This is a genomic window from Amycolatopsis sp. CA-161197 (genome assembly GCF_050942255.1).
In the GTDB taxonomy this organism is placed as follows: Bacteria; Actinomycetota; Actinomycetes; order Mycobacteriales; family Pseudonocardiaceae; genus Amycolatopsis.
This window is the reverse complement of record NZ_CP192059.1, coordinates 2683980-2703595: the sequence shown is the minus strand read 5'-3', so window position 1 is coordinate 2703595 and position 19616 is coordinate 2683980. Positions and strand designations below refer to the sequence as shown.

The following is a 19616-nucleotide window of genomic DNA, read 5'->3' as shown; positions in this document are numbered from 1 at the left end:
CCGTAATGATCCACAACCGCGACCGGGAATCCCGCGTACCCCCGCGCGCCGGGTGGGGCTGGCCCCACCCGGCGCGGAAAGACTCAGCCGAAGAAGACTTCGGCCTCTTCGTAACGCTCCAGCGGCACCGTCTTCAGCTCTTCGGTCGCCTCGGACAGCTTCACGCGCACGATGTCGGTGCCCTTCAGCGCCACCATCACGCCGAAGTCGCCGTCGGCCACCGCGTCCACGGCATGCAGGCCGAAGCGGGTCGCGAGCACGCGGTCGTACGCGGTCGGGGTGCCGCCGCGCTGCACGTGGCCCAGCACGACCGCGCGCGACTCCTTGCCGGTGCGGTGGGCGATCTCGTCGGCCAGCCAGGTGCCGATGCCGCCGAGGCGGACGTGCCCGAAGGCGTCCTTCTCGCCCGTGACCAGCTTCTCCTCGCCGCCCTCGGGCAGCGCGCCCTCGGCGACGACGATGATCGGCGCGTACTCGTTCTCGAAGCGGCGCTCGACCCACTCCACGACCTGGTCCACGGAGAAATGGCGCTCCGGCACCAGGATCACGCTGGCGCCGCCGGCGAGGCCCGAGTGCAGGGCGATCCAGCCGGCGTGGCGGCCCATGACCTCCACGACCAGCGCGCGGTGGTGCGACTCGGCCGTGGTGTGGAGCCGGTCGATCGCCTCGGTGGCGATGGAGACGGCGGTGTCGAAGCCGAACGTGTAGTCGGTGGCGCCCAGGTCGTTGTCGATCGTCTTGGGCACGCCGACGACGCCGATGCCGTCGTCGGTGAGGCGCTTCGCGACGCCGAGGGTGTCCTCGCCGCCGATCGCGATCAGCGCGTCGATCTCCTGCTCGGCGAGCACGGCCTTGATCTTCTCGACGCCGCCCTCGACCTTGTACGGGTTGGTCCGCGACGAGCGCAGGATCGTGCCGCCGCGCGTGAGGATGTCCTCGACGTCGCGCAGGCCCAGCGGCTTGCTCTCGCCCGTGAGCGGCCCCTGCCACCCGTTGCGGAAGCCCGTGAAGTCCCAGCCGTGCACCTCGATGCCCTTGCGGACCACCGCGCGGATCACCGCGTTCAGGCCCGGGCAGTCACCGCCACCCGTCAGCACACCGACACGCATCTCTTGCCTCCGTCTTCGTCACGTTGGAGATCGCAGTCACATTTCGCCGCCAGAGTAGCGGCAATCGTCTGGATCGGTGCAGGGCGTACCACCTGGCGAATCGGTCCTCGCGCCCCGGCGGCGGCCGCGTGTGCTAACTTGATCGGCGTGCAGCGCTATTTCTGGTTTACGAAGCCGGCCCCGGGTGGGCACGGCGGCGTGAACCTGCGCTGAGCCCCCACCCCGAGCCGGATTCGAAAACCGGCTCGGCGAATTACCGCGGGTCGGTGTCCACCAGGAAGGAACCCACCCGCCGTGACCACCCCGCAGCTGACCGCCGGGCCCGCCGACGCGAGCACCCTCGACAACCAGCGCACCACGTCGATCAGCCCGCTGATCTCCCCCGCCTTACTGCGCGAAGACCATCCCGTGGACGCCGCCGTGGCGAAGGTCGTACACGCCGGCCGCACCGAGACCGTCGACATCCTCGACGGCCGCGACGACCGCCTCGCCGTGGTCGTGGGCCCGTGCTCGGTCCACGACCCGGAAGCCGCGATCGAGTACGCCCACAAGCTGGCCGCCAAGGCCGAAGAACTGCGCGCCGACCTGCACATCGTGATGCGCGTGTACTTCGAGAAGCCGCGCACCACGCTGGGCTGGAAGGGCCTGATCAACGACCCCGACCTCGACGGCACCTTCGCCGTCAACAAGGGCCTGCGCCTGGCCCGCAAGCTGCTGCTCGACGTGTCGGCGCTCGGCCTGCCGGTGGGCTGCGAGTTCCTGGACCCGATCACGCCGCAGTTCATCGCCGACATCGTCACGTGGGGCTCCATCGGCGCGCGCACGGCGGCGAGCCAGGTGCACCGCCAGATGTGCAGCGCGCTGTCGATGCCGGTGGGCATCAAGAACTCGGTGGAGGGCGACATCCAGGTTGCGGTGGACGCCACCCGCGCGGCCGCCGCGTCGCACGTGTTCCCGGGCATCAACACCGACGGCCTCGCGGCCCTGCTGACCACCTCCGGCAACCCCGACTGCCACGTCATCCTGCGCGGCAGCTCCCAGGGCCCGAACTACGACGCCGCCTCGGTCACCGAGACCCTCGGCCGGCTGGCCAAGTCGGGCCTGCCCGAACGCGTGATCATCGACGCGAGCCACGGCAACAGCAACAAGGACCACGTCCGCTCCCGCGAGGTCGTGCTGGAGCTGGCCGACCGGATCGCCTCGGGCGAACGCGGGATCGTCGGGCTGATGATGGAGAGCTTCCTGACGGCGGGCGCCCAGAAGCTGGTGCTGGGGCACGCTTCGGAGCTCACGTACGGCCAGTCGATCACCGACGCGTGCCTCGACTGGGACACGACGGCGGATCTGCTGGACACGTTGGCTGGTGCGGTGCGGGCTCGGCGCTGAAGTCAGTTAGCGCAGCCGGGTTGAGTGTGGAGCCACGCTGACGCGGCCGCGATCACCTCGTCGGTGGTCGCGGTCGCGGGTAGTGGGTGGTCGGGTTCGATGGGGGTGTTGCTGTAGGCGCGGCCGGTCCGGTCGACGTCCACGACCGACGTGATCAGCAGTTGGGCGCCGTCGCTCAGCGGAAACACCGCGTTGCCGGTCGCGAAGCCCGCGGTGGGCTGGCCGAAGGTCCGTGCGCGGGCGAGGCCGCGGAAGGCGATGAGGGTCGCTTCGCCGGAGCTGCCGGTGCGGGCCGAGGTGAGGACGGCGACCGGCGGCCTGGGGTTGGCCAGGCGCAACGGGTTGGTTTCGGCTACCGGCGCCGTGCCGATGGTGATGCGGCCGGCGTGCAGGGTCCAGGGGGTCGAGCCGTCCGGGCCCGCGAAGGAGCCCAGCACGCCGTCGTCGAGCAGTGGGGTGACGACGGTGAGCATCGGGTGCATGTCGCCGCCGCCGTTGTCGCGCAGGTCGACGATCCAGCCGCACGGGTGGCTCGCGTCGGCGGAGCGGAGGGCGGCCACCCCCGCGGCGACATAACGGCCTTCCGCGGCCGGGTTCAGGTGGAACTCGGGCACCGTCAGCACGGCCACGTCACCGTGGGTGCGGCTGCTCGGGACGGCGACAGTCGCCGGTGGCGCGGGCACGGCCTGCGCCGGGCCGACCAAGCTGGTGTGGTGATTGCCCAGCTCGGCGATCACGTTGCGGATCGCCGAGTACGTGCCCGCCGGCTCCGTCACGCCCGCGATTCGGCGCAGGGCGTCGGCTTCCGCAGCCGGCCAGTCGACGGAGTCCCGGTCGATCGAGTGAGCGCGGAGCAGGCCGATGGCGTTGAGCAGGTAGTCGCGTGCCGGGTTCGGTGGCGGGGCCGTCGCGGCGGTGGCCAGGCCGAGTACGAGAACCAAGACCACGAGCCCAGCAAGAACCCGACGCACCCAGAACTCCCCCAGGAAGAAAACTCAGCGGCGCCGGAACGCCGGCTCGATGACTTCCCAGCGTTGCAGGTTGTGTTTCGCGTCGGCAAGCGCGTCGTGCTGATCCGTGGGCGCCAAAGGCAGCTTCGGTTTGCCCGCGTCTTCCCAGCGTTGGCGCAGGTCGCGGGTGAAGCGGGGCAGTTGGCGCGGCAACGCCGGCATGGGGCCCCACAGCTGGGCGAGCGCGACGTGGTCGTAGGCGGCGAACCAGGCCCACAGTTCGATGCCGCCCGGGGGCTTGCCGAAGAACTCGAGCAGGTCCGTGCGGATCTGGGAACGGCTGCGCCACGCCTGGTCCGCGGGCGAGGGCAGCTTGGGCAGCACGTTGTCGCGCACCCACGGGCCCGCCTTGGCGGGGTCGAAGTCGGTCGACACGGCGTAGAACTCGCGGCCGCGCTCGTCAACGACACCGATCGAAACCAGGTCGATCGTCACGCCGTCCTCGATGAACTCGGTGTCGTAGAAAAAACGCACCGGTGAACTCTAGTGGCCTAGCCGGCCTTGGTCTCCGGGACCCGGTCGGCGTCGCGGCCCGACGGCTGTGCAGGCACCTTCGGCTTGGCGCCCGCGGCCTCGGCGGCGAGCAGCTCCTTGGCCTTCGCCGCGTAGATGTCCACGTACTCCTGGCCCGAGAGTTCCATCAGGGCGTACATGATCTCGTCGGTGATCGAACGCTCGATGAAGCGGTCGCCGGCCAGGCCGTCGTAGCGGGAAAAGTCGAGCGGCGCGCCGAAGCGGATCTCGAGGCGGCGGGGCCACCACATCTTGGAGCCGATCGGGTTGACCTTGTCCGTGCCGACCATGGCGACGGGCACGACCACGCCCTTCGACTCCAGCGCGATGCGGGCGACGCCGGTCTTGCCCTTGTACAGGCGGCCGTCGGGCGAGCGCGTGCCCTCGGGGTAGATGCCGAGCAGGTGGCCCTGCTTCACGAGGCGGATGGCGGTGTCGAGCGCGGCCTGCGCCGCGTTGCCGCTGGAGCGGTCGATGGGGAACTGGCCGACGCCGGTGAAGAACCACTTCTTGAGCAGGCCCTTGAAGCCCGGCTCGGTGAAGTACTCCGACTTCGCCGGGAACGTGACCTTGCGCTTCACGCGCAGCGGCATGAAAAAGGAGTCGGCCACGGCCAGGTGGTTGCCGGCGAGGATCGCGCCGCCGTCCTCCGGGATGTTTTCGGCGCCGACGACCTTCGTCGGCCACAGCGTCTTGAGCAGTGGTCCGATGAACACGAACTTCATGAGCCAGTACAGCACCGCGCTCTAGTCCTTCCCGAGGCTCGACGTCCGAGTTCCCAGTGGTCAAGCCTACGAAACCTCCAGGTGTGCGCACAATGCGGGACGAGCCGCTACTGGGTGGCAGCGATCGATCTCACAGCGGTACCAGGCAGTTCCGGGCACCGGCCGGGGCCCCACAAGACCACTCGACCGTGAGAGCATGGAAGACCTACACCGCTTCGATCGGAAGGGCGTTCGTCATGGGCGTGCTCGCCGGCGCGGAACCGTTCGCCCACACCGGTTCCTCCGGGGCCGGGTTCCTGCTGTGCCACGGCTTCACCGGGACGCCGGCCGGCCTGCGGGCCTGGGGCGACCACCTGGCCGAGGCCGGGTTCAGCGTGCGCTGCCCGCTGCTGCCGGGCCACGGCACGCGCTGGCAGGACCTGAACCGGACCACGTGGGAAGACTGGTACGGCGCCGTCCGCGAAGAGCTGCTCGCCCTGCTGGCCGAAAACGACACCGTGTTCGTCGGCGGGTTGTCGATGGGTGGCACGCTCACGCTGCGGCTGGCCGAGGAGTTCGGCGACCGGATCGCCGGGATCGTGTTGGTCAACCCGTCGGTCACGCGGCTGAGCGCCGACGCGAAGGTGCTGCCGCTGCTCGCGCGCGTGATCCCGTCGATCCCCGCGATCGCCAACGACATCGCCAAGCCCGGCGTCACGGAGCTGGCCTACCCGCGCACGCCGGTGCGCGCCGCCGCGAGCCTGGCGCGCCTGTGGAAGATCGTGCGCGCCGACCTGGGCAAGGTCACGCAGCCGGTGCTGCTGCTCCACTCCCGCGTCGACCGCGTGGTGGAGCCCGAGAACTCGCGGATCGTGCTGGCCGGCGTCGCCAGCACGGACGTGACCGAGGTGGTGCTCGAGAACAGCTTCCACGTCGCCACTCAGGACAACGACGCGGAACTGATCTTCAGCCGCAGTGTCGACTTCGCCCGGGCGCTGCGGGCGGGACAGGTGGGTGCCTGATGACCCGGGGGAAAGGCACGGACGGGCCCGAGGACGTCGACGCCACGTTCGCCGAGATCGTGGCCGACCTGCGTGCCGAGGGCGTGGGTCTGTTCCTCGAAGAGGACGCGCTCGAGCTCGCCGACGACACGGCGGGCGAACAGGCCGGCGACCCGTCCCCGCCGCCGGTCGCCAAGACCGACCCGAAGCCCGACAAGCCCGAGAAGGCACCCGAGGCCGACAACTGGCGCACCGGCGGCACCACGTGGGACGCCACGATGTTCAGCGACGACCCGGCCGAGGACGACGAGCACTTCGTGCCGCCGGAGCCGCCGCCGCTGCCGCGTCCGCGCAAGGGCGCGTTCGTGGTGCTGCTGTTCTTCGTGGTCGGGTTGCTGCTGCTGATCGTGCCGAACCTGATCGGCGTCGGGCCCGCGCTGGCGACGCCGCTGGGCATCCTCGCGCTCGCCACGGCGATCGCGCTCCTGCTGCTGCGGGTGCGCCAGGGCCCGCCGCCGGGTGCCGACCCGACCAACGGCGCCCAGGTCTGACCGGGCGGGTATGCGGATCGACTTCAGTCCTTCGCGGCGTTCGACGATCGGCGCGGAGTGGGAGCTGGCCCTGGTGGACCGGCGCAGCGGCGAGCTAGCCTCGGTCGCGGAACGGATCCTCGACGCGGTGCGCCCCGACGGCGCCGACGAGCACCCCAAGATCAAGCAGGAGCTGCTGCTCAACACCATCGAGGTGATCAGCGGCGTCTGCTCCACCGTCGCCGAGGTGAAGGCCGATCTGGCCGAGTCGCTCGACGTCGTGCACAAGGTCACCGACCCGCTGGGCGTGGAGCTGTTCTCGGCGGGCACGCACCCGTTCTCCAACTGGTACCGGCAGAAGGTGACCGACAAGGCGCGCTACGCCAAGCTCATCGACCGCACCCAGTGGTGGGGCCGGCAGATGCTGATCTACGGCGTCCACGTGCACGTCGGCCTCGACCACCGCGACAAGGTGCTGCCGGTGCTCGACGCGCTGCTCAACTACGCGCCGCACCTGCAGGCGCTTTCGGCGTCCTCGCCGTACTGGGGCGCGGAGGACACCGGCTACGCGTCGAACCGCGCGCTGATGTTCCAGCAGCTGCCCACCGCCGGGCTGCCGTTCCAGTTCCGCGACTGGGCCGAGCTGGAGCACTACGTCGACGACATGTTCACCACCGGCGTGATCGACCACTTCTCCGAGATCCGCTGGGACATCCGGCCCGCGCCGCACTTCGGCACGATCGAGATGCGCGTGTGCGACGGCCTGCCGACGCTGGAGGAGGTCGGCGCGATCGCGGCGCTCACGCAGTGTCTCGTCGAGGACTTCAGCACGCGCCTCGACCACGGCGAGCGGCTCCCGACGTTGCCGCCGTGGCACGTGCAGGAGAACAAGTGGCGCGCCGCCCGCTACGGCACGGACGCGATCATCATCCTCGACGCCGCCGGCCGCGAACGGCTCGTCACCGACGACCTCACCGACCTGCTGGAGAAACTCGAACCCGTCGCGCGACGGCTCGGCTGTGCGGCCGAACTGCGCGACGTCGAGACGATCCTGAAGTACGGCCCGAGCTACCGGCGCCAGCGCGCGGTGGCCAAGCAGCACAACGGTTCCCTCAAAGCCGTGGTCGCTTCGCTGGTCGCGGAGATGCGCGACGGGATCGCGCGCTAGCCGGCGTCCAGTTCGCGCAGCAGCGTGCCCGGGCCCATGATCGACGCGCCCAGCGCCGTGACCCGGGACCGCAGCTCGCGGTCGGCCGTGACCACCACGACGTGGTCGCCCGGCCGGGCCCGCGCGGTGACCTCGACGATGTGCGAGTCGCCGTCGGCCGGAGCCGTCGCGATCTCCACGCCGGTGACCGGATCGATGCCGCGCGCCTGCCCTTCGACGACGAGGACCACCCGCGGCCACCACTCCCACGCCGGCCCGGCGCCGATGCCCGCGATCGCGTCGGCGATCCCCCGCTCGGCCAGCTTCGCCAGCCGGTCGCGCAGGCGTTCGGCCGCGCCGCGGCGGTCGCGCCACCAGCCGTCGGGCCGGGAGCCCACCACGTTGGCGCCGTCGACGACCAGCACGAGCTCACGGCCGAGCTGTTCACGCAGTCCCGGCCAAGACTCGGCGAAGTCGCGGTGCAACGGCAGCTCGGCCACGTCCTCGGGCGCGACCCAGCGCAGCTCGGAGCTCTCCTGGTTGGCCACGCGCGCGTCGAGCGAACCGTCGGCCACGCCGAGCACGGTGGTGTAGCGCCAGGTCCCGTGGTCGAGCACCGACGCCGACAGCGCACGGAACGCCGTCTTCGGCACATCGGCCTCTTCCCACGCCTCGCGGGCCGCCGCCTCGCGCACGGTCTCGCCCGTCTCCAGCGCGCCGCCGGGCAGGGCCCAGGTGCCGCCGTTGTGCACCCACCAGGCGCGCCGCTGAAGGAGAACCCCGCGGGCGGGATCGGACAGGAGCAGCCCGGCCGCGCCGTGCGCACCCCAGTGCAGCCGTCCGCACGAACACCGCACGAAGCGGTTGGCGGTCATCGGCGTCACCCGGCCAGCCTTCCACAGGAAGCCCGCCGGACGCAGCCTCCTGGTGCAGGACTGTGATCGTCAGCCGCGTTCGCCGAGCCGTTCCGCGACGAACGCCGTGCAGGCGTCGAGGTTGTCCTTCAGCCGGTTCGCGCGCTTGCGCAGCAGTTCCAGTTCGAGCCGGCTCGGCGGCTGGTTCTCCCGGATCCGGAAGACCACCCCCGCCAGGCGGATCGACAGGCCGTAGGTCACGGAGTCGGCCGTGTCCAGGAGTTCCTGCAACACGCGCTGGTCACCAGCGGTGAGTCCCGGGGCACCCGGCCGGGGTTCACGAGTGCCCCGGGACGCGGTGGCCCTGCCGCCACCCGACGTGGCGACAGGGGTCGAGGCGTCCCCAGGTGGTGCGGACGGGGAGGTGTGCGTGGCGTCGGGCGCGGCAGCACCGGGATCGTCCTGCGGGCCCTCGCCCGCGAGGCGGAGTCGTGCGGTCATGGTCAGCCCCGCGCTTTCGAGAGTCCGGCCGGGCGCGACGCGACATCCGGGCGCGCGTCCGGAATCCCCAGCGCGCGACGGAAAGCCGCGTCGCACGGCGGGCAAGTCGGGTCGAGCCAGGGTTTGCCGGGGCTGTGGATGTCGTGCTCCCCGACGGTCGGCTCCGAGCCGCACAAGGCCGCGAACGTCGCCCCGGCATCGAGCGAGCCGAGGTGCACGGCCGCTCTCGCGTGACGCTGTCCTTCCGCTTGCTGCCACACGTACATAGAGCCCTCCCCGGCTGATCGACCACCAATTCTTTGCTGAAGTGAGTCTTTTGTGTGCATGCACACTATGCAAGTTAGTACACCCGATTGTAGTGTCAGTGTGCTGCTAGAGTCTGTGCATGCCCAGCACACGTGCGACACCCCGGCAGGTCGAACTCGGAGCGCTTCTGCGCAGGATTCGCAAGCGCGCCGGTCTGACCCAGCCGCAAGTGGCCGAGCTCGTGAAGCGGTCGCACTCGCACATCTCGCGCCGAGAACGCGGTGAACTCGGGTTCGAAGAACAGGCCGAACTGGAACTAACCCTGACGGTCACCGGCGCCACGAGCGAGGAAACCAGCCAAGCGCTGCGCCTCTTCCGCGGCGGAACGGACCCGAACTGGCTGATCCCCGGCATCGCCCGGGATCTCGTCGTGGTCACCGAATACGAGTCGGTGGCGCACAGCATCTTCGCGTTCCAGCCATCGCTCATCCCGGGGCCGTTGCAGACCAGTGAGTACGCCCGCACAGTCATGTCCAACGGCACGTCGACGGAAGCGCAGATCGAGGACCGGCTCAAATTGCGCATGGCGCGCCGGCAGGGCTATCTGACCGGCACCACTCGGTTCGAGGCGATCATCGGCGAGCAGGCGATCCGCTATCCGGCGTGCCCTCGCGATGTCGCGGTCCGGCAATTGCGAGACCTGTGCGAGGTTGCCGAACTGCCCCAGATCTCCATTCAGGTGCTGCCGTTCCGGCTCGGTTATGACCCGTCGAGAGACGGTGGGTTCGTCCTCATCCGCTCGGATTCGGCGTCCGTGGTCCACGTCGAGCAGTACCGTTCGTCGACTACCCTGACCAACGCGCGAGACGTCAAGGATTACCTGGACGCGGCGGACAGAATCCGTCGTGACGCGGTGGGCGCTGTCGCTACGGCGCGGCTCATCGCGGAGATCGCAGACGAGTTGGAGCGGGCGGAATGAGCGAAGGTGTCTGGCGGACGTCGTCCTACAGCGGCAACCAGGGAGAGTGCGTCGAAGTGCGCACGCTTTCCGAAGAGGCCGGTGTGCGCGACTCCAAGGACCGCGAGGGCGGCTCCCTGCTGATCGCCGGGGAGGCGTGGCGGGCGTTCCTGGAACGCCTCTGACCGTTGCGGTTTGCGGTGGAAGTGCCCCAGCATCCCGACGGTGCTGGGGCACTTCCGCGTCCAGGGTATGTCGGCGTCAGCCGGCGACAGCGTCAGCCGGCGACCTCGGCGACCGGCGCCTTGGCCGCGTCGAGGGCCAGGGCCGCGGCGCCGACGATGGCGGTGTCGTCGCCCAGGTGGGCGGTGCGGATGCGGGCCAGCGGGCGGTAGCGCGCGCCGGTGATGGCGCCCGCGTAGTGCTCGCGGGCCTCGTCGAGGAACAGCGGCGCCGACTCGGACACGCCGCCGCCGATCACGATGATCTCGGGGTCGAACACGTCCGCGACCAGCGCCAACCCTTCGCCGAGCCACTTGGCCAGCTCGGCCATCGCGCGCAACGCGATGGGGTCGCCGTCGCGGGCGGCGCCGGCGACGCGGCGGCCCGTGACCGAGCCCGGGTCGCCCGCGACCTCGCGCGAAAGCACCGTCGAGCGGCCCGGGTAGCGCGCGAGCAGCTCGACGGCGGTGGCGGCCAGCGCCGTGCCGCTGCAGTAGCGCTCCCAGCAGCCGTACTTGCCGCACGGGCACGCGCGCCCGCCCGGCACCACGGTGAGGTGGCCCAGCTCGGGGGCGACGCCGTAGGCGCCGCGGTAGATCTCGCCGTCGAGCAGCAGCCCGGCGCCGATGCCGGTGCCGAGCGCGACCAGCGCCGCCACCTGCGCGCCGCGGGCCGCGCCGAAGCGGTGCTCGCCGACGACGGCCGAGTTCACGTCGTGCTCCAGCGTCACCGGCAGGCCCACGCGCTTCTCGATGCGGTCGGCCACCGGCGCGTCGCGCCACGCGAGGTGCGGCGCGAACATCACCGACCGGCGGTCGCGCGCCACGAACCCGGCTACCGCCAGGCCCACGGCCGCGACGTCGTGGCGGTTGCGCAGGTCCTCGACGACGCCGGCAATGGCGTCTTCGAGGGCGTTCTCTTCACTCGGTGTCCCGACGCGTGCGGTGTCCAGGAGCGATCCCCGCTCGTCCACCACACCGGCGCGCACACTCGTGCCGCCGACGTCCACCCCTATCGTCAGCACTCAGTTCTCCCGCTCCGGCCGCCAGTCTTCCCGCTTGCGGACGGCGATGTGCTGCACCCGGGCGGCGGCTCCCGGGTCGTCCGCGGGGCTGGGCGCAGGTCGGGGCGCGGGCCGGAAACCCGGCATGTGCACACCCTCGTCGGGCTCCCAGCGGTCCGCGAGCACCGCCCGCAGCAACGCCACCAGCTGCGCCGCCTGCTCCAGCAGCCGGGCGGCGAACTCCGGCCGTTCACCTCGCACGACGGCGACGATCGCACACAACGGGCACCAGCCGCACCCCGAAGTCCCGGACACCCCCGAAGCACCCGGCTCGCTGTCGTGGGACGGCTCGTGGACCTCGTCGCGGCCGTGCCCGGCCGCCATCAGGCCTTCCAGCCACGGCGCGGCCCGCTCCACCACCAGCTCCACGAGCAGGCGGATCTCCTCGGCCAGCCGCAGGCCTTCGGCCGCGTACCCGGGCTCGTCCTCTTGGCTCACGAGCGACCCCGGTTCCCGGCCAGGCTGATGACCAGACCATTCGCATCGGACTCGGCGCCGGTGATCCGGCACGGCCGCAGCGTCTCCGGCAGGGCGATCAGCCGGCGGAAGCCGTCGACGGTGATCGCCAGGTCGTCGTCGACGCGGGCGAGGTCCACGTCGGACTCCCGCTGCAGCGGGATCGCGATGCGCAGCCGGAAGCCGTCGGCCTCCGGCGTGACCTGCAGCAGCGGCGTGACGGGCTTTCCCGTGCCGGACAAGGGATCCCGCGTGCCGTAGAGCTCGCGCGCCAGCTCGGCGAGCGCCTCGGCGCCCACCGGTTCGCTCGCCCGGTGCTCGACGCGCGCGAGGTCGGCCGGCCCGAACCCGGCGGCCGCGAGCTCGGCCAGCACGGCGTCCTGCTGGGCGCGCCGCGTGCGCAGCCAGGTGGCCGCGGAACCGCGCCAGAACCCGGGCGCGGGCATGAGGCGGTTGGCGATCAGGCCGTCGACGGCGATGCCGCGCAGGGCCAGCGACGTGAGCGTGCGGCGGGCTTCCGCGACGACCACGCGTTCTGGCGTGAGCACCAGCCGCACGGTGGTCACGGACGGGTCGGTGAGCAGCTCGCGCAGCGAGTCCAGGTGCGCACCCAGGCGCCGCACGGACCCGGCGACGCGGCCGCGGCGGCCGTAGGCCTTGTTCAGGTAGCCCGCGACGGCCTCGGGCAACGCCAGCAGGCGCAGCGTCTCGGCGGTCGGACCACAGTCGACCACCACCGTGTCCCACGGCCCGTGTCCGGCCAGGCGCTGCACCTCGCCGAGGGCGAGCAGCTCGTCGACGCCCGGGAGCACGGTCAGCTCCTCGGCGTCGAGCGCGTCGAGCCCAGCGTCGGCCAGCAGCGTGCGCAGCTGGTCGCGCAGCTCGGGCCACGTCCGGTCGGCCAGCACGCGGGAGTCGACCTGGCCGGCCCACAGGCCGGCCGGTGAGCCGTCGCGGCGGACGTCCACTTCGGACGGTTCCGGGCCCAGCGCCGCGCCGAACGCGTCGCCGAGCGAGTGCGCCGGGTCGGTGGACACCACGAGGGTCTTCCTGCCGCGCCCGGCGAGCGCGGTGGCGGTGGCCGCGGCGAGCGTGGTCTTCCCGACACCCCCCTTGCCGGTGAACAGCAGGATCCGCATGTCGCCCTAGCCTTCGGCCCGTCGCTTCAGCTCCTTGAGCGCCGTGTCCATCACCATCTTCTCGGCCTTGCGCCGGAGCAGGCCGATCATCGGCAGCGCCAGCTCCACCGAGAGCGTGTAGGTGACCTTCGTGCGCCCGTCACGCAGCGCTTCGAGCGCGTAGCGGCCGTTCTGCGCCTTCTGCATCTGGCCCTTGACCAGGTGCCAGCTCACGCCGAGCCCGCTCGCGTCCCAGTCGTACTCGAGCGTGTAGACGTCCTTGATCGGCCCGGCGTCCAGGGTCAGCTTCACCTGCTTGGCCCGTCCGGCGTCGTCGGTGCCCAGCACCTCGACCTCCTGGACGGCCTTCGCCCACTCGGGGTACGCGGGGAAGTCGGCGATCACCGTCATCACCCGTTGGGGCTCGGCGTCGACCTCGATGGACTGCGTGGACTGCTCGGCCATGGGACGAAGCGTAGCCGGAGAGCCACGTCACCAGCGCAGCACGTAGGGCTGCCCGGTCTCCTTGAAGTGACCCACGTTACGACACTCGGTGTGACCGAGCCGCCGCCGAGAGGCCAGCGGCTGGTGCACGTGGCCGAACACCGACCAGCGTGGCCGCTGCTCTCGGATGAGCTCCAGCAGCGCTTGCGAGCCCAGCTCGGCGCGCCGCGCGACCACGTCGTACGTCAGCTCGGCCACGGCCGGCGGGATGTGCGTGCAGAGCACGTCGACGTCCGACAGCTTGGCCACGCCCTCGTCGAACTCCTCGCGGGCCCGCAGGTAGGGCCGCCAGGCGGCGCCCTTGCGCGGGCGCGGCACCACGCCTTCGGGCAGCACCGCTCCCCCGACGAACCCGAACCGCAGGCCGCCGATGGTGGTGACCTCGCCGTCGAGCACTTGCACGCCGTCGCCGACGAACTCGGGCCACAGCGCGGGCGAGTCGACGTTGCCGGGCGTGGCGTAGGTCGGCGCGGTCATCGAGGCGAAGAGCGTGGCGTACTGCTCGCGCACGGCCTCGTCGACGGCCGCGGCCGGGTCGTCGAGCGTGGCCCACAGCGTGCGCGAGTAGGCGACCGTCTCGTCGCGGGTGCCCTCGCGGCGCAGGCGCGCGAACTGCGCGACCTTGTCAGCACCGAACAGGGCGCCCATGATGCCCTTCTCGTGCTCGCGGTAGTCGACGAAGTCCAGCAGGTCGCCGAGCACGACCAGCGCGTCGGCTCCCTCACCCGCCCGCTTCAGCGCGTCGGCGTTGCCGTGCACGTCCGAAACGACGTGAACCCGCACAAGACCCTCCTAGTCAGTGGTCCCGAGGTCTTCGGCCCGCGGCGGGATCCCGGGTTCGCGCCCGTCCTCGAGGACGTGCTTGAGCCCCAGTGCGAGGTGCTTCGCCGCGCGGGCCCGCCGGTCGAACTCCCGGCGCAGCTCACGCGGAGTCAGGGTCCGCGGCGCACCGCCGGGTCCGGAGGGCGTCGCGCGCAGGAAGTAGTGCAGCACGGTGCCGTCGAGCACGGGTTCCAGCCAGACCTCCATCGTACCGACGAGCGCACCCGTCACGGTCCAGCGCAAACCCTTGTCGCCACGGTCGGTGTACACCTGAAGTGACAGGTCCGGCCAGTACCGCCGCCAGGCGGCCGGGTCGGCGAACGCGGCGGCGATCGTGCTCGGCGGTACCACGATGAAGGTCTCGTCCACGAGATCGAGAGCGGGTGGTCCGGGGTTCACAGGCGCAGAATGTCACGACCTCGTCCGGCGGGTCGGCGCGGCGTGGTCTTAAGGTCTACGGCAAGCTAAGTTGACCGGCGGGTAACACCGCACGCGTCGAACACGGAGGTCCACGTGCGCGAATACAGCGCCCCCGCCGGGAAGCCGGTGACCGACGACGAGAACCTGGCCGACGTCGTCTGGGCGAACGCCGAGCGGTTCTCCGACGTCGTGAGCTTCCGCCGGCAGGTCGAGGGCACCTGGCTGGACGTGACGGCCAAGGACTTCGCCGACCAGGTCGCGGCCGTCGCCAAAGGCCTGATCGCCGCCGGCATCGGCCACGGCGACCGCGTCGCGCTCATGTCGAAGACCCGCTACGAGTGGACGCTGATCGACTTCGCGATCTGGGCCGCGGGCGCGGTCACCGTCCCGATCTACGAGACGTCGTCGCCCGAGCAGGTGCACTGGATCCTGTCCGACTCGGCCGCCAAGGCCGTGCTGGTGGAGACCGACACGCACCGCAAGTCCGTGGACGCGATCCGCGACCGGCTCATCACCCTGCAGCACACCTGGCAGATCGAAGGCGCCTCCCCCGCGGTCGACGAGCTGACCGCACTGGGCGCCGAGGTCACCGACGACGACCTGCACGCGCGCCGCCGCGAGGTCGGCGCGGGCGAGCTGGCGACGATCGTCTACACCTCGGGCACCACGGGCCGGCCCAAGGGCGTCGAGCTGACGCACCGCAACCTGCTGGCCGAGATCCGCGCCGACATCGAGGCGTTCCCCGAGCTCATGGAGCAGGGCAACTCGCTGCTGTGCTTCCTGCCGCTGGCGCACATCCTGGCCCGCGCGATCGCCGTGACCGCGCTGTCGGCCCGCGTGACGCTGGGCCACACGCCGGACGTGAAGAACCTCGTCGCGGACCTCGGCACGTTCCGGCCGACGTTCGTGGTCGCCGTGCCGCGCGTGTTCGAGAAGGTCTACAACTCGGCCAAGCAGAAGGCCCACAGCGAGGGCAAGGGCAAGATCTTCGACGCGGCCGAGGCGACCGCGGTCGACTACAGCCACGCCGTGGACAAGGGCAGCGTCGCGTTCGGCCTGCGGGCCAAGCACCTGGTGTTCGACAAGCTCGTGTACAGCAAGCTGCGCGCGGCCCTGGGCGGCCGGTGCGTCGCCGCGGTGTCGGGCGGCGCCCCGCTCGGCGGGCGGCTGGCCCACTTCTTCCGCGGCATCGGCGTGCCGGTGTTCGAGGGCTACGGCCTCACCGAGACCTCGGCGGCGGCCAACGTGAACACCAAGACCGCGTTCCGCGTCGGCACGGTCGGCAAGCCCGTGGCGGGTACTTCGGTGCGCATCGCCGACGACGGCGAGATCCTGCTCAAGGGCAACGTCGTGTTCGGCGCGTACTACAACAACGCCACCGCGACCGCCGAGTCGCTCACCGACGGCTGGTTCCACACCGGCGACCTGGGCGAGCTCGACGACGAGGGCTTCCTCAAGATCACCGGCCGCAAGAAGGAGATCATCGTGACGGCCGGCGGCAAGAACGTCGCGCCGTCGGGCCTCGAGGACACGATGAAGGCGTCGCCGCTGATCAGCCAGGCCATGGTGGTCGGCGACCAGCGGCCGTTCATCGCCGCGCTGGTCACCATCGACGAGGAGTTCTTCCCGTCCTGGAAGACCCAGCACGGCAAGCCCGCGCAGGCCACCGTCTCCGACCTGGCGGCCGACGAGGACCTGCTCAAGGAGATCCAGACGGCGGTCGACGAGGCCAACAAGCAGGTCTCCCACGCCGAGGCGATCAAGAAGTTCACCGTGCTGGCCAAGGACTTCACCGAAGCGAGCGGCGAGATCACGCCCTCGCTGAAGCTCAAGCGCAACGTGGTGAACAAGAACTACGCGGCCGACATCGAGGCCCTCTACAAGCGGTAATTTCGGCCCCGGCTGTATCTTTGGCCCCGGCTCCGCCGGGGCGTGCGAGATCGCCTGGAAGCCGGCTTCCCGATTGTGCGGTCGGATCGGCCGGTGGCCGATCGCACCGCACAATCGGGAAGCCGGCGCGATCTCGCTGCTGGGGCTGAGTCACGAGGCGAAACTGTCGTGGTGCGTTGAACGCAGACAGCGCCGCGTTGGGGTGGTTGGGTCAGGACTGAGGGTAAGCCTGCTGCTGTTGCTGCTGGTACTGGGGCTGGCCTTGGGGTTGCTGCTGCGGAGCGTGCTGGGCCTGCTGCTGTTGCTGCTGCGGCGCGCCGTCGGGGACCACGTAGACGGCGGTGCCGTAGGCGGCGATCTCGCTGGCGGTCTGGGCGATCTCGTTGCAGTCGAAGCGCAGCGCGAGCACGGCGTTGGCCCCGTGCGCCATCGCTTCCTGCGAAAGGCGGCCCAGCGCCTCGTAGCGGGAGTCGGACAGCAGCTTCGACAGGCCCTTGAGCTCACCGCCCGCCATGGCCTTGAAGCCGGCACCGAGGTTGGAGAACATGTTGCGGCTGCGCACGGTGAGGCCGAAAACTTCGCCGAACACGCGAACGACGCGATAGCCGGGCAGATCGTTCATCGTGGACAGCATGATCGGGAACTGCATGGGGGGTGCGGGTTGGGTCATGCGCCGGATCGTAGCCACCGGCGGCGCCGCGCACTTGCAAATCAGCCTGTGATTCGCTCGTTCCAGTCGATGTGGTGGTGGTACAGCCAGCCGGGCTTCTCACCGACGTCCTGGCCCGCGCTCGTCGCCACCAGTTTCTCCACGCGGGTGCGCCGCAGCTTCTCGTAGGCGGCGAACGCGGACGGCGCGTCGGGCAGGTCGCGCAGGCACAGCGCGAGCACCACGCTGTCCTCCAGCGCCATCGACGCGCCCTGCCCGGCGGCCGGGGAAGCCGCGTGGGCCGCGTCGCCGACGAGCACCATCGTGTCGGTGGACCAGACACGGGTGGTGGGCACGTCGTATGAGTGGCCGCCGAAGACGTCTTCGCCGGTCGCGGCCACGATGTCGGCGCACGGCAGCGGGTCGCCGTCGAAGGTCGCGTGGGCGAACTCGCGCCAGCCGGCCGGGGTCACCGCCGCGATCTCGTCGCGCGGGCGTTCGGTGTCGGGGATGCGGGCGAACCAGAAGGTGGCGCCGTCGGGCGCGGTGGTGAAGCCGAAGGCGGCGCGGGTGCCGCGGATCATGCGGTAGACGCCGGGCGCGGCGGGCAGGCCCTCGGCGCGGGTGTAGCCGTAGACCACGGTGAGGCCGGTGAAGCGGGGGCGGTCGGCGTCCGGGTCGATGAGGGTGCGGACCTCGGAGCGCACGCCGTCGGCGCCCACGAGCACGTCGCCGGTCGCGGTGGAGCCGTCGGCGAAGGTGGCGACGACGCCTTGAGCAGTGGTTTCGGCGGAGACGAGGCGGCGGCCGTGCTCCACGGTGATCCCGCGGCGGCCGGCTTCCTCCTGCAGCGCGCGGTAGAGCGCGGCGCGGGTGAGCGTGCGCGGCCCGGCGAGCTCACCGGTGTCGAACTCGCGCGTGCCCATCGACGTGCCGTCCGGCCCGACCAGCTCGACGCCGAGGGCGGCGAACGACGTGTCGTTCACGGGACCGTCGGCGTCGATCGCCTTCAGCGCGTCCATGCCGTTGTGCATCACCGTGAGGAACGCGCCGGCGTCGGCTCCTCCGGAGGGATAGGCCTCGAAGACCACGGGCTCGTGGCCGGCGCGCTGCAGCGCCATCGCCGTGACCGTGCCCGCGACGCCACCGCCGGCGATGAGAACGCGCATCGAAATCCCCCCAGTGCCCGAGTCCGTGCCACCGCCGACCGTACCGGGCGGCGGTGGCACAGAACGCCTCAGGCGGTCTGGGCGACGGCCAGGCGCAGGCAGACGACGAGCGCGCGCACGGCTTCCTCGACCTCTTCGAGAACCGGGAAGGTCGGCGCGATGCGGATGGTCGCGTCCTTCGGGTCGTCGCCGTACGGGTGCGTGGCCCCGGCCGGGGTCAGGGCGACGCCGGCCTCCTTGGCCAGGCGCACGATCTCCTTGGCGGTGCCCTCGGGCACGGTCAGCGAGATGAAGTACCCGCCGGTCGGCTTGGTCCAGGTGGCCAGGCCCGAGCCGCCCAGCTCCTCGGTGAGGATGCGGTCGACGGCCGCGAACTTCGGCGCGATGATCTCCGCGTGCTTGCGCATGTGGGCGCGCACGCCGTCGGCGTCCTTGAGGAACATCGCGTGCCGCAGCTGGTTGACCTTGTCGGGGCCGATCGTGCGCTTGGCCAGCACACCCGACCACCACGCGATGTTGGCCGCCGACGACCCGAAGAACCCGACGCCGGAGCCGGCGAGCGTGATCTTCGAGGTGGAGCCGAACACGAACGCGCGGTCGGCGTTGCCGGCCTCGGCGCACAGCGCCAGGATGTCGGCGACCTCGACCTCGGTGTCCGTGAGGTGGTGCACGGCGTAGGCGTTGTCCCAGAAGATGCGGAAGTCCGGCGCGGCCGTGGGCATCGCGGCCAGGCGGCGGGCGACCTCGTCGGAGAAGGTGACGCCGGTCGGGTTCGAGTACTTGGGCACGCACCAGATGCCCTTGATGCCGGCGTCCTCGGCCACGAGACGCTCGACCACGTCCATGTCCGGGCCCTCGTCGGTCATCGGGACCTGGATCAGCTCGATGCCGAAGCGCTCGGCGAGCGCGAAGTGGCGGTCGTAGCCCGGCACCGGGCACAGCATCGCGACGCGCGGCTCGTCGGCCCAGCGGCGCTCACCGCCCGGCAGGGTGCTCAGCAGCGCCTGCACCACGGCGTCGTGCATCAGCTCGAGGCTCGAGTTGCCGGCCGCGAGCAGCTGGTCGACGGGGACCTGCAGCGCGCCGGCGAAGATCCGGCGCAGCTCGGTCAGGCCCTTGAGGCCGCCGTAGTTGCGCGTGTCGGTGCCGTCTTCGGCCTTGTACTCGCCGTTCGGCAGCGTGAGCAGGTCCGCGGAGAGGTCGAGCTGCCGGGGGGACGGCTTGCCGCGGGTGATGTCCAGGGAGAGGCCGCGCTCGACGAGCGCCGCGTAGTCGCGACGGGCGGTGTCGACGTCGACGGGAGCAGTGGTCATGGGCTCAACGCTAAACCGCGCGTCGATACCA

23 protein-coding genes are annotated in these 19616 nt (G+C 71.2%); 7 read left to right on the top strand and 16 right to left on the bottom strand.

Features of this window, described 5'->3' with window-relative positions:
• Positions 1 to 83 precede the first annotated feature (83 nt).
• The gene (locus tag ACQPXB_RS12985; RefSeq protein ID WP_432851748.1) at positions 84 to 1109 is read right to left on the bottom strand and encodes a 6-phosphofructokinase; all 1026 of its coding nucleotides are present in this window, start codon (positions 1107 to 1109) and stop codon (positions 84 to 86) included.
• Between the two features lie 294 nt (positions 1110 to 1403).
• On the opposite strand from ACQPXB_RS12985, the gene ACQPXB_RS12980 reads away from it, so the two are divergent.
• Positions 1404 to 2495 carry a 3-deoxy-7-phosphoheptulonate synthase gene (locus tag ACQPXB_RS12980; protein ID WP_366583497.1) on the top strand — a complete coding sequence of 364 codons (1092 nt, stop codon included), beginning with the start codon at positions 1404 to 1406 and terminating at the stop codon, positions 2493 to 2495.
• Positions 2496 to 2497: 2 nt separating this feature from the next.
• Here ACQPXB_RS12980 and ACQPXB_RS12975 read toward each other — a convergent pair whose 3' ends face one another.
• Genes ACQPXB_RS12975 through ACQPXB_RS12965 form a run of 3 tightly spaced genes read right to left on the bottom strand, consistent with a single transcriptional unit; the run spans position 2498 to position 4758 of the window.
• Positions 2498 to 3436, bottom strand: a complete 939-nt coding sequence (locus ACQPXB_RS12975) for a S41 family peptidase (protein ID WP_432851746.1) — start codon at positions 3434 to 3436, stop codon at positions 2498 to 2500.
• A gap of 54 nt (positions 3437 to 3490) precedes the next feature.
• A complete protein-coding gene (locus tag ACQPXB_RS12970) occupies positions 3491 to 3979 on the bottom strand; it encodes a polyadenylate-specific 3'-exoribonuclease AS (protein ID WP_366583499.1) in 489 nt (162 codons plus the stop codon).
• A gap of 17 nt (positions 3980 to 3996) precedes the next feature.
• Entirely contained in the window at positions 3997 to 4758 is a 762-nt protein-coding gene (locus tag ACQPXB_RS12965; RefSeq protein WP_366583500.1) for a lysophospholipid acyltransferase family protein, read from the bottom strand.
• 221 nt (positions 4759 to 4979) lie between these two features.
• Here ACQPXB_RS12965 and ACQPXB_RS12960 point away from each other — a divergent pair, with 221 nt between their 5' ends.
• From ACQPXB_RS12960 to ACQPXB_RS12950, 3 genes are read left to right on the top strand one after another with little or no spacing between them, the layout of a single operon-like run.
• Positions 4980 to 5744, top strand: coding sequence for an alpha/beta hydrolase (locus tag ACQPXB_RS12960; RefSeq protein ID WP_432856597.1), 765 nt, complete (start codon positions 4980 to 4982; stop codon positions 5742 to 5744).
• Positions 5744 to 6274, top strand: a complete 531-nt coding sequence (locus ACQPXB_RS12955; RefSeq protein ID WP_366583501.1) for a hypothetical protein — start codon at positions 5744 to 5746, stop codon at positions 6272 to 6274. The genes ACQPXB_RS12960 and ACQPXB_RS12955 overlap by 1 nt, the downstream gene beginning before the upstream one ends.
• A gap of 10 nt (positions 6275 to 6284) precedes the next feature.
• Complete coding sequence (locus tag ACQPXB_RS12950) at positions 6285 to 7421, top strand: glutamate--cysteine ligase (protein WP_366583502.1); 1137 nt, start codon at positions 6285 to 6287, stop codon at positions 7419 to 7421.
• Here ACQPXB_RS12950 and ACQPXB_RS12945 read toward each other — a convergent pair.
• Genes ACQPXB_RS12945 through ACQPXB_RS12935 form a run of 3 tightly spaced genes read right to left on the bottom strand, consistent with a single transcriptional unit; the run spans position 7418 to position 9021 of the window.
• The gene (locus tag ACQPXB_RS12945) at positions 7418 to 8284 is read right to left on the bottom strand and encodes an NUDIX domain-containing protein (RefSeq protein WP_432851743.1); all 867 of its coding nucleotides are present in this window, start codon (positions 8282 to 8284) and stop codon (positions 7418 to 7420) included. The genes ACQPXB_RS12950 and ACQPXB_RS12945 overlap by 4 nt on opposite strands.
• A 60-nt stretch (positions 8285 to 8344) precedes the next feature.
• Complete coding sequence (locus tag ACQPXB_RS12940; protein ID WP_432851742.1) at positions 8345 to 8755, bottom strand: hypothetical protein; 411 nt, start codon at positions 8753 to 8755, stop codon at positions 8345 to 8347.
• 2 nt (positions 8756 to 8757) lie between these two features.
• Complete coding sequence (locus ACQPXB_RS12935; RefSeq protein WP_432851740.1) at positions 8758 to 9021, bottom strand: zinc finger protein; 264 nt, start codon at positions 9019 to 9021, stop codon at positions 8758 to 8760.
• A 119-nt stretch (positions 9022 to 9140) separates the two neighbouring features.
• Here ACQPXB_RS12935 and ACQPXB_RS12930 point away from each other — a divergent pair, with 119 nt between their 5' ends.
• Together ACQPXB_RS12930 and ACQPXB_RS12925 are read left to right on the top strand one after the other, a co-directional pair.
• Positions 9141 to 9980: a helix-turn-helix domain-containing protein gene (locus ACQPXB_RS12930; RefSeq protein ID WP_432851738.1), complete on the top strand. Its 840-nt coding sequence runs from the start codon at positions 9141 to 9143 to the stop codon at positions 9978 to 9980.
• On the top strand, positions 9977 to 10144 hold the full coding sequence (locus ACQPXB_RS12925) for a DUF397 domain-containing protein (protein ID WP_432851736.1): 168 nt from the start codon (positions 9977 to 9979) through the stop codon (positions 10142 to 10144). The genes ACQPXB_RS12930 and ACQPXB_RS12925 overlap by 4 nt, the downstream gene beginning before the upstream one ends.
• A gap of 92 nt (positions 10145 to 10236) precedes the next feature.
• Here the strand turns inward: ACQPXB_RS12925 and ACQPXB_RS12920 are convergent, their stop codons facing one another.
• The 6 genes from ACQPXB_RS12920 to ACQPXB_RS12895 are packed head-to-tail and all read right to left on the bottom strand — an operon-like array spanning position 10237 to position 14543.
• On the bottom strand, positions 10237 to 11190 hold the full coding sequence (locus ACQPXB_RS12920) for an ROK family protein (RefSeq protein ID WP_285974727.1): 954 nt from the start codon (positions 11188 to 11190) through the stop codon (positions 10237 to 10239).
• A 15-nt stretch (positions 11191 to 11205) separates the two neighbouring features.
• The gene (locus ACQPXB_RS12915; protein WP_432851734.1) at positions 11206 to 11682 is read right to left on the bottom strand and encodes a hypothetical protein; all 477 of its coding nucleotides are present in this window, start codon (positions 11680 to 11682) and stop codon (positions 11206 to 11208) included.
• Positions 11679 to 12839, bottom strand: coding sequence for an ArsA family ATPase (locus ACQPXB_RS12910; RefSeq protein ID WP_432851732.1), 1161 nt, complete (start codon positions 12837 to 12839; stop codon positions 11679 to 11681). Before ACQPXB_RS12910 ends, ACQPXB_RS12915 begins: the two co-directional genes overlap by 4 nt.
• Before the next feature lie 6 nt (positions 12840 to 12845).
• On the bottom strand, positions 12846 to 13283 hold the full coding sequence (locus ACQPXB_RS12905; RefSeq protein ID WP_432851730.1) for an SRPBCC family protein: 438 nt from the start codon (positions 13281 to 13283) through the stop codon (positions 12846 to 12848).
• A gap of 27 nt (positions 13284 to 13310) precedes the next feature.
• On the bottom strand, positions 13311 to 14105 hold the full coding sequence (locus ACQPXB_RS12900; RefSeq protein WP_386956069.1) for a metallophosphoesterase family protein: 795 nt from the start codon (positions 14103 to 14105) through the stop codon (positions 13311 to 13313).
• 9 nt (positions 14106 to 14114) lie between these two features.
• The gene (locus ACQPXB_RS12895) at positions 14115 to 14543 is read right to left on the bottom strand and encodes a polyketide cyclase / dehydrase and lipid transport (RefSeq protein WP_432851727.1); all 429 of its coding nucleotides are present in this window, start codon (positions 14541 to 14543) and stop codon (positions 14115 to 14117) included.
• Positions 14544 to 14657: 114 nt separating this feature from the next.
• Here ACQPXB_RS12895 and ACQPXB_RS12890 point away from each other — a divergent pair, with 114 nt between their 5' ends.
• Positions 14658 to 16454 carry an AMP-dependent synthetase/ligase gene (locus tag ACQPXB_RS12890; protein ID WP_432851726.1) on the top strand — a complete coding sequence of 599 codons (1797 nt, stop codon included), beginning with the start codon at positions 14658 to 14660 and terminating at the stop codon, positions 16452 to 16454.
• Positions 16455 to 16665: 211 nt separating this feature from the next.
• Here ACQPXB_RS12890 and ACQPXB_RS12885 read toward each other — a convergent pair whose 3' ends face one another.
• From ACQPXB_RS12885 to ACQPXB_RS12875, 3 genes are all read right to left on the bottom strand, one after another.
• On the bottom strand, positions 16666 to 17124 hold the full coding sequence (locus ACQPXB_RS12885) for a YbjQ family protein (RefSeq protein ID WP_432851724.1): 459 nt from the start codon (positions 17122 to 17124) through the stop codon (positions 16666 to 16668).
• 41 nt (positions 17125 to 17165) lie between these two features.
• On the bottom strand, positions 17166 to 18272 hold the full coding sequence (locus tag ACQPXB_RS12880; protein WP_432851722.1) for an FAD-dependent monooxygenase: 1107 nt from the start codon (positions 18270 to 18272) through the stop codon (positions 17166 to 17168).
• A 68-nt stretch (positions 18273 to 18340) separates the two neighbouring features.
• A complete protein-coding gene (locus ACQPXB_RS12875; protein WP_366583825.1) occupies positions 18341 to 19585 on the bottom strand; it encodes an aminotransferase class I/II-fold pyridoxal phosphate-dependent enzyme in 1245 nt (414 codons plus the stop codon).
• Between the last annotated feature and the right edge of the window lie 31 nt (positions 19586 to 19616).

Bases quoted from the DNA above. Each gene is read 5' to 3' on its own strand.
- ACQPXB_RS12950 (WP_366583502.1), top strand. From the start codon at position 6,285: ATGCGGATCGACTTCAGTCCTTCGCGGCGTTCGACGATCGGCGCGGAG.
- ACQPXB_RS12925 (WP_432851736.1), top strand. From the start codon at position 9,977: ATGAGCGAAGGTGTCTGGCGGACGTCGTCCTACAGCGGCAACCAGGGA.
- ACQPXB_RS12940 (WP_432851742.1), bottom strand. From the start codon at position 8,755: ATGACCGCACGACTCCGCCTCGCGGGCGAGGGCCCGCAGGACGATCCC.
- ACQPXB_RS12875 (WP_366583825.1), bottom strand. From the start codon at position 19,585: ATGACCACTGCTCCCGTCGACGTCGACACCGCCCGTCGCGACTACGCG.
- ACQPXB_RS12960 (WP_432856597.1), top strand. From the start codon at position 4,980: ATGGGCGTGCTCGCCGGCGCGGAACCGTTCGCCCACACCGGTTCCTCC.
- ACQPXB_RS12935 (WP_432851740.1), bottom strand. From the start codon at position 9,021: ATGTACGTGTGGCAGCAAGCGGAAGGACAGCGTCACGCGAGAGCGGCC.
- ACQPXB_RS12910 (WP_432851732.1), bottom strand. From the start codon at position 12,839: ATGCGGATCCTGCTGTTCACCGGCAAGGGGGGTGTCGGGAAGACCACG.
- ACQPXB_RS12905 (WP_432851730.1), bottom strand. From the start codon at position 13,283: ATGGCCGAGCAGTCCACGCAGTCCATCGAGGTCGACGCCGAGCCCCAA.
- ACQPXB_RS12985 (WP_432851748.1), bottom strand. From the start codon at position 1,109: ATGCGTGTCGGTGTGCTGACGGGTGGCGGTGACTGCCCGGGCCTGAAC.
- ACQPXB_RS12930 (WP_432851738.1), top strand. From the start codon at position 9,141: ATGCCCAGCACACGTGCGACACCCCGGCAGGTCGAACTCGGAGCGCTT.
- ACQPXB_RS12885 (WP_432851724.1), bottom strand. From the start codon at position 17,124: ATGACCCAACCCGCACCCCCCATGCAGTTCCCGATCATGCTGTCCACG.
- ACQPXB_RS12880 (WP_432851722.1), bottom strand. From the start codon at position 18,272: ATGCGCGTTCTCATCGCCGGCGGTGGCGTCGCGGGCACGGTCACGGCG.
- ACQPXB_RS12955 (WP_366583501.1), top strand. From the start codon at position 5,744: ATGACCCGGGGGAAAGGCACGGACGGGCCCGAGGACGTCGACGCCACG.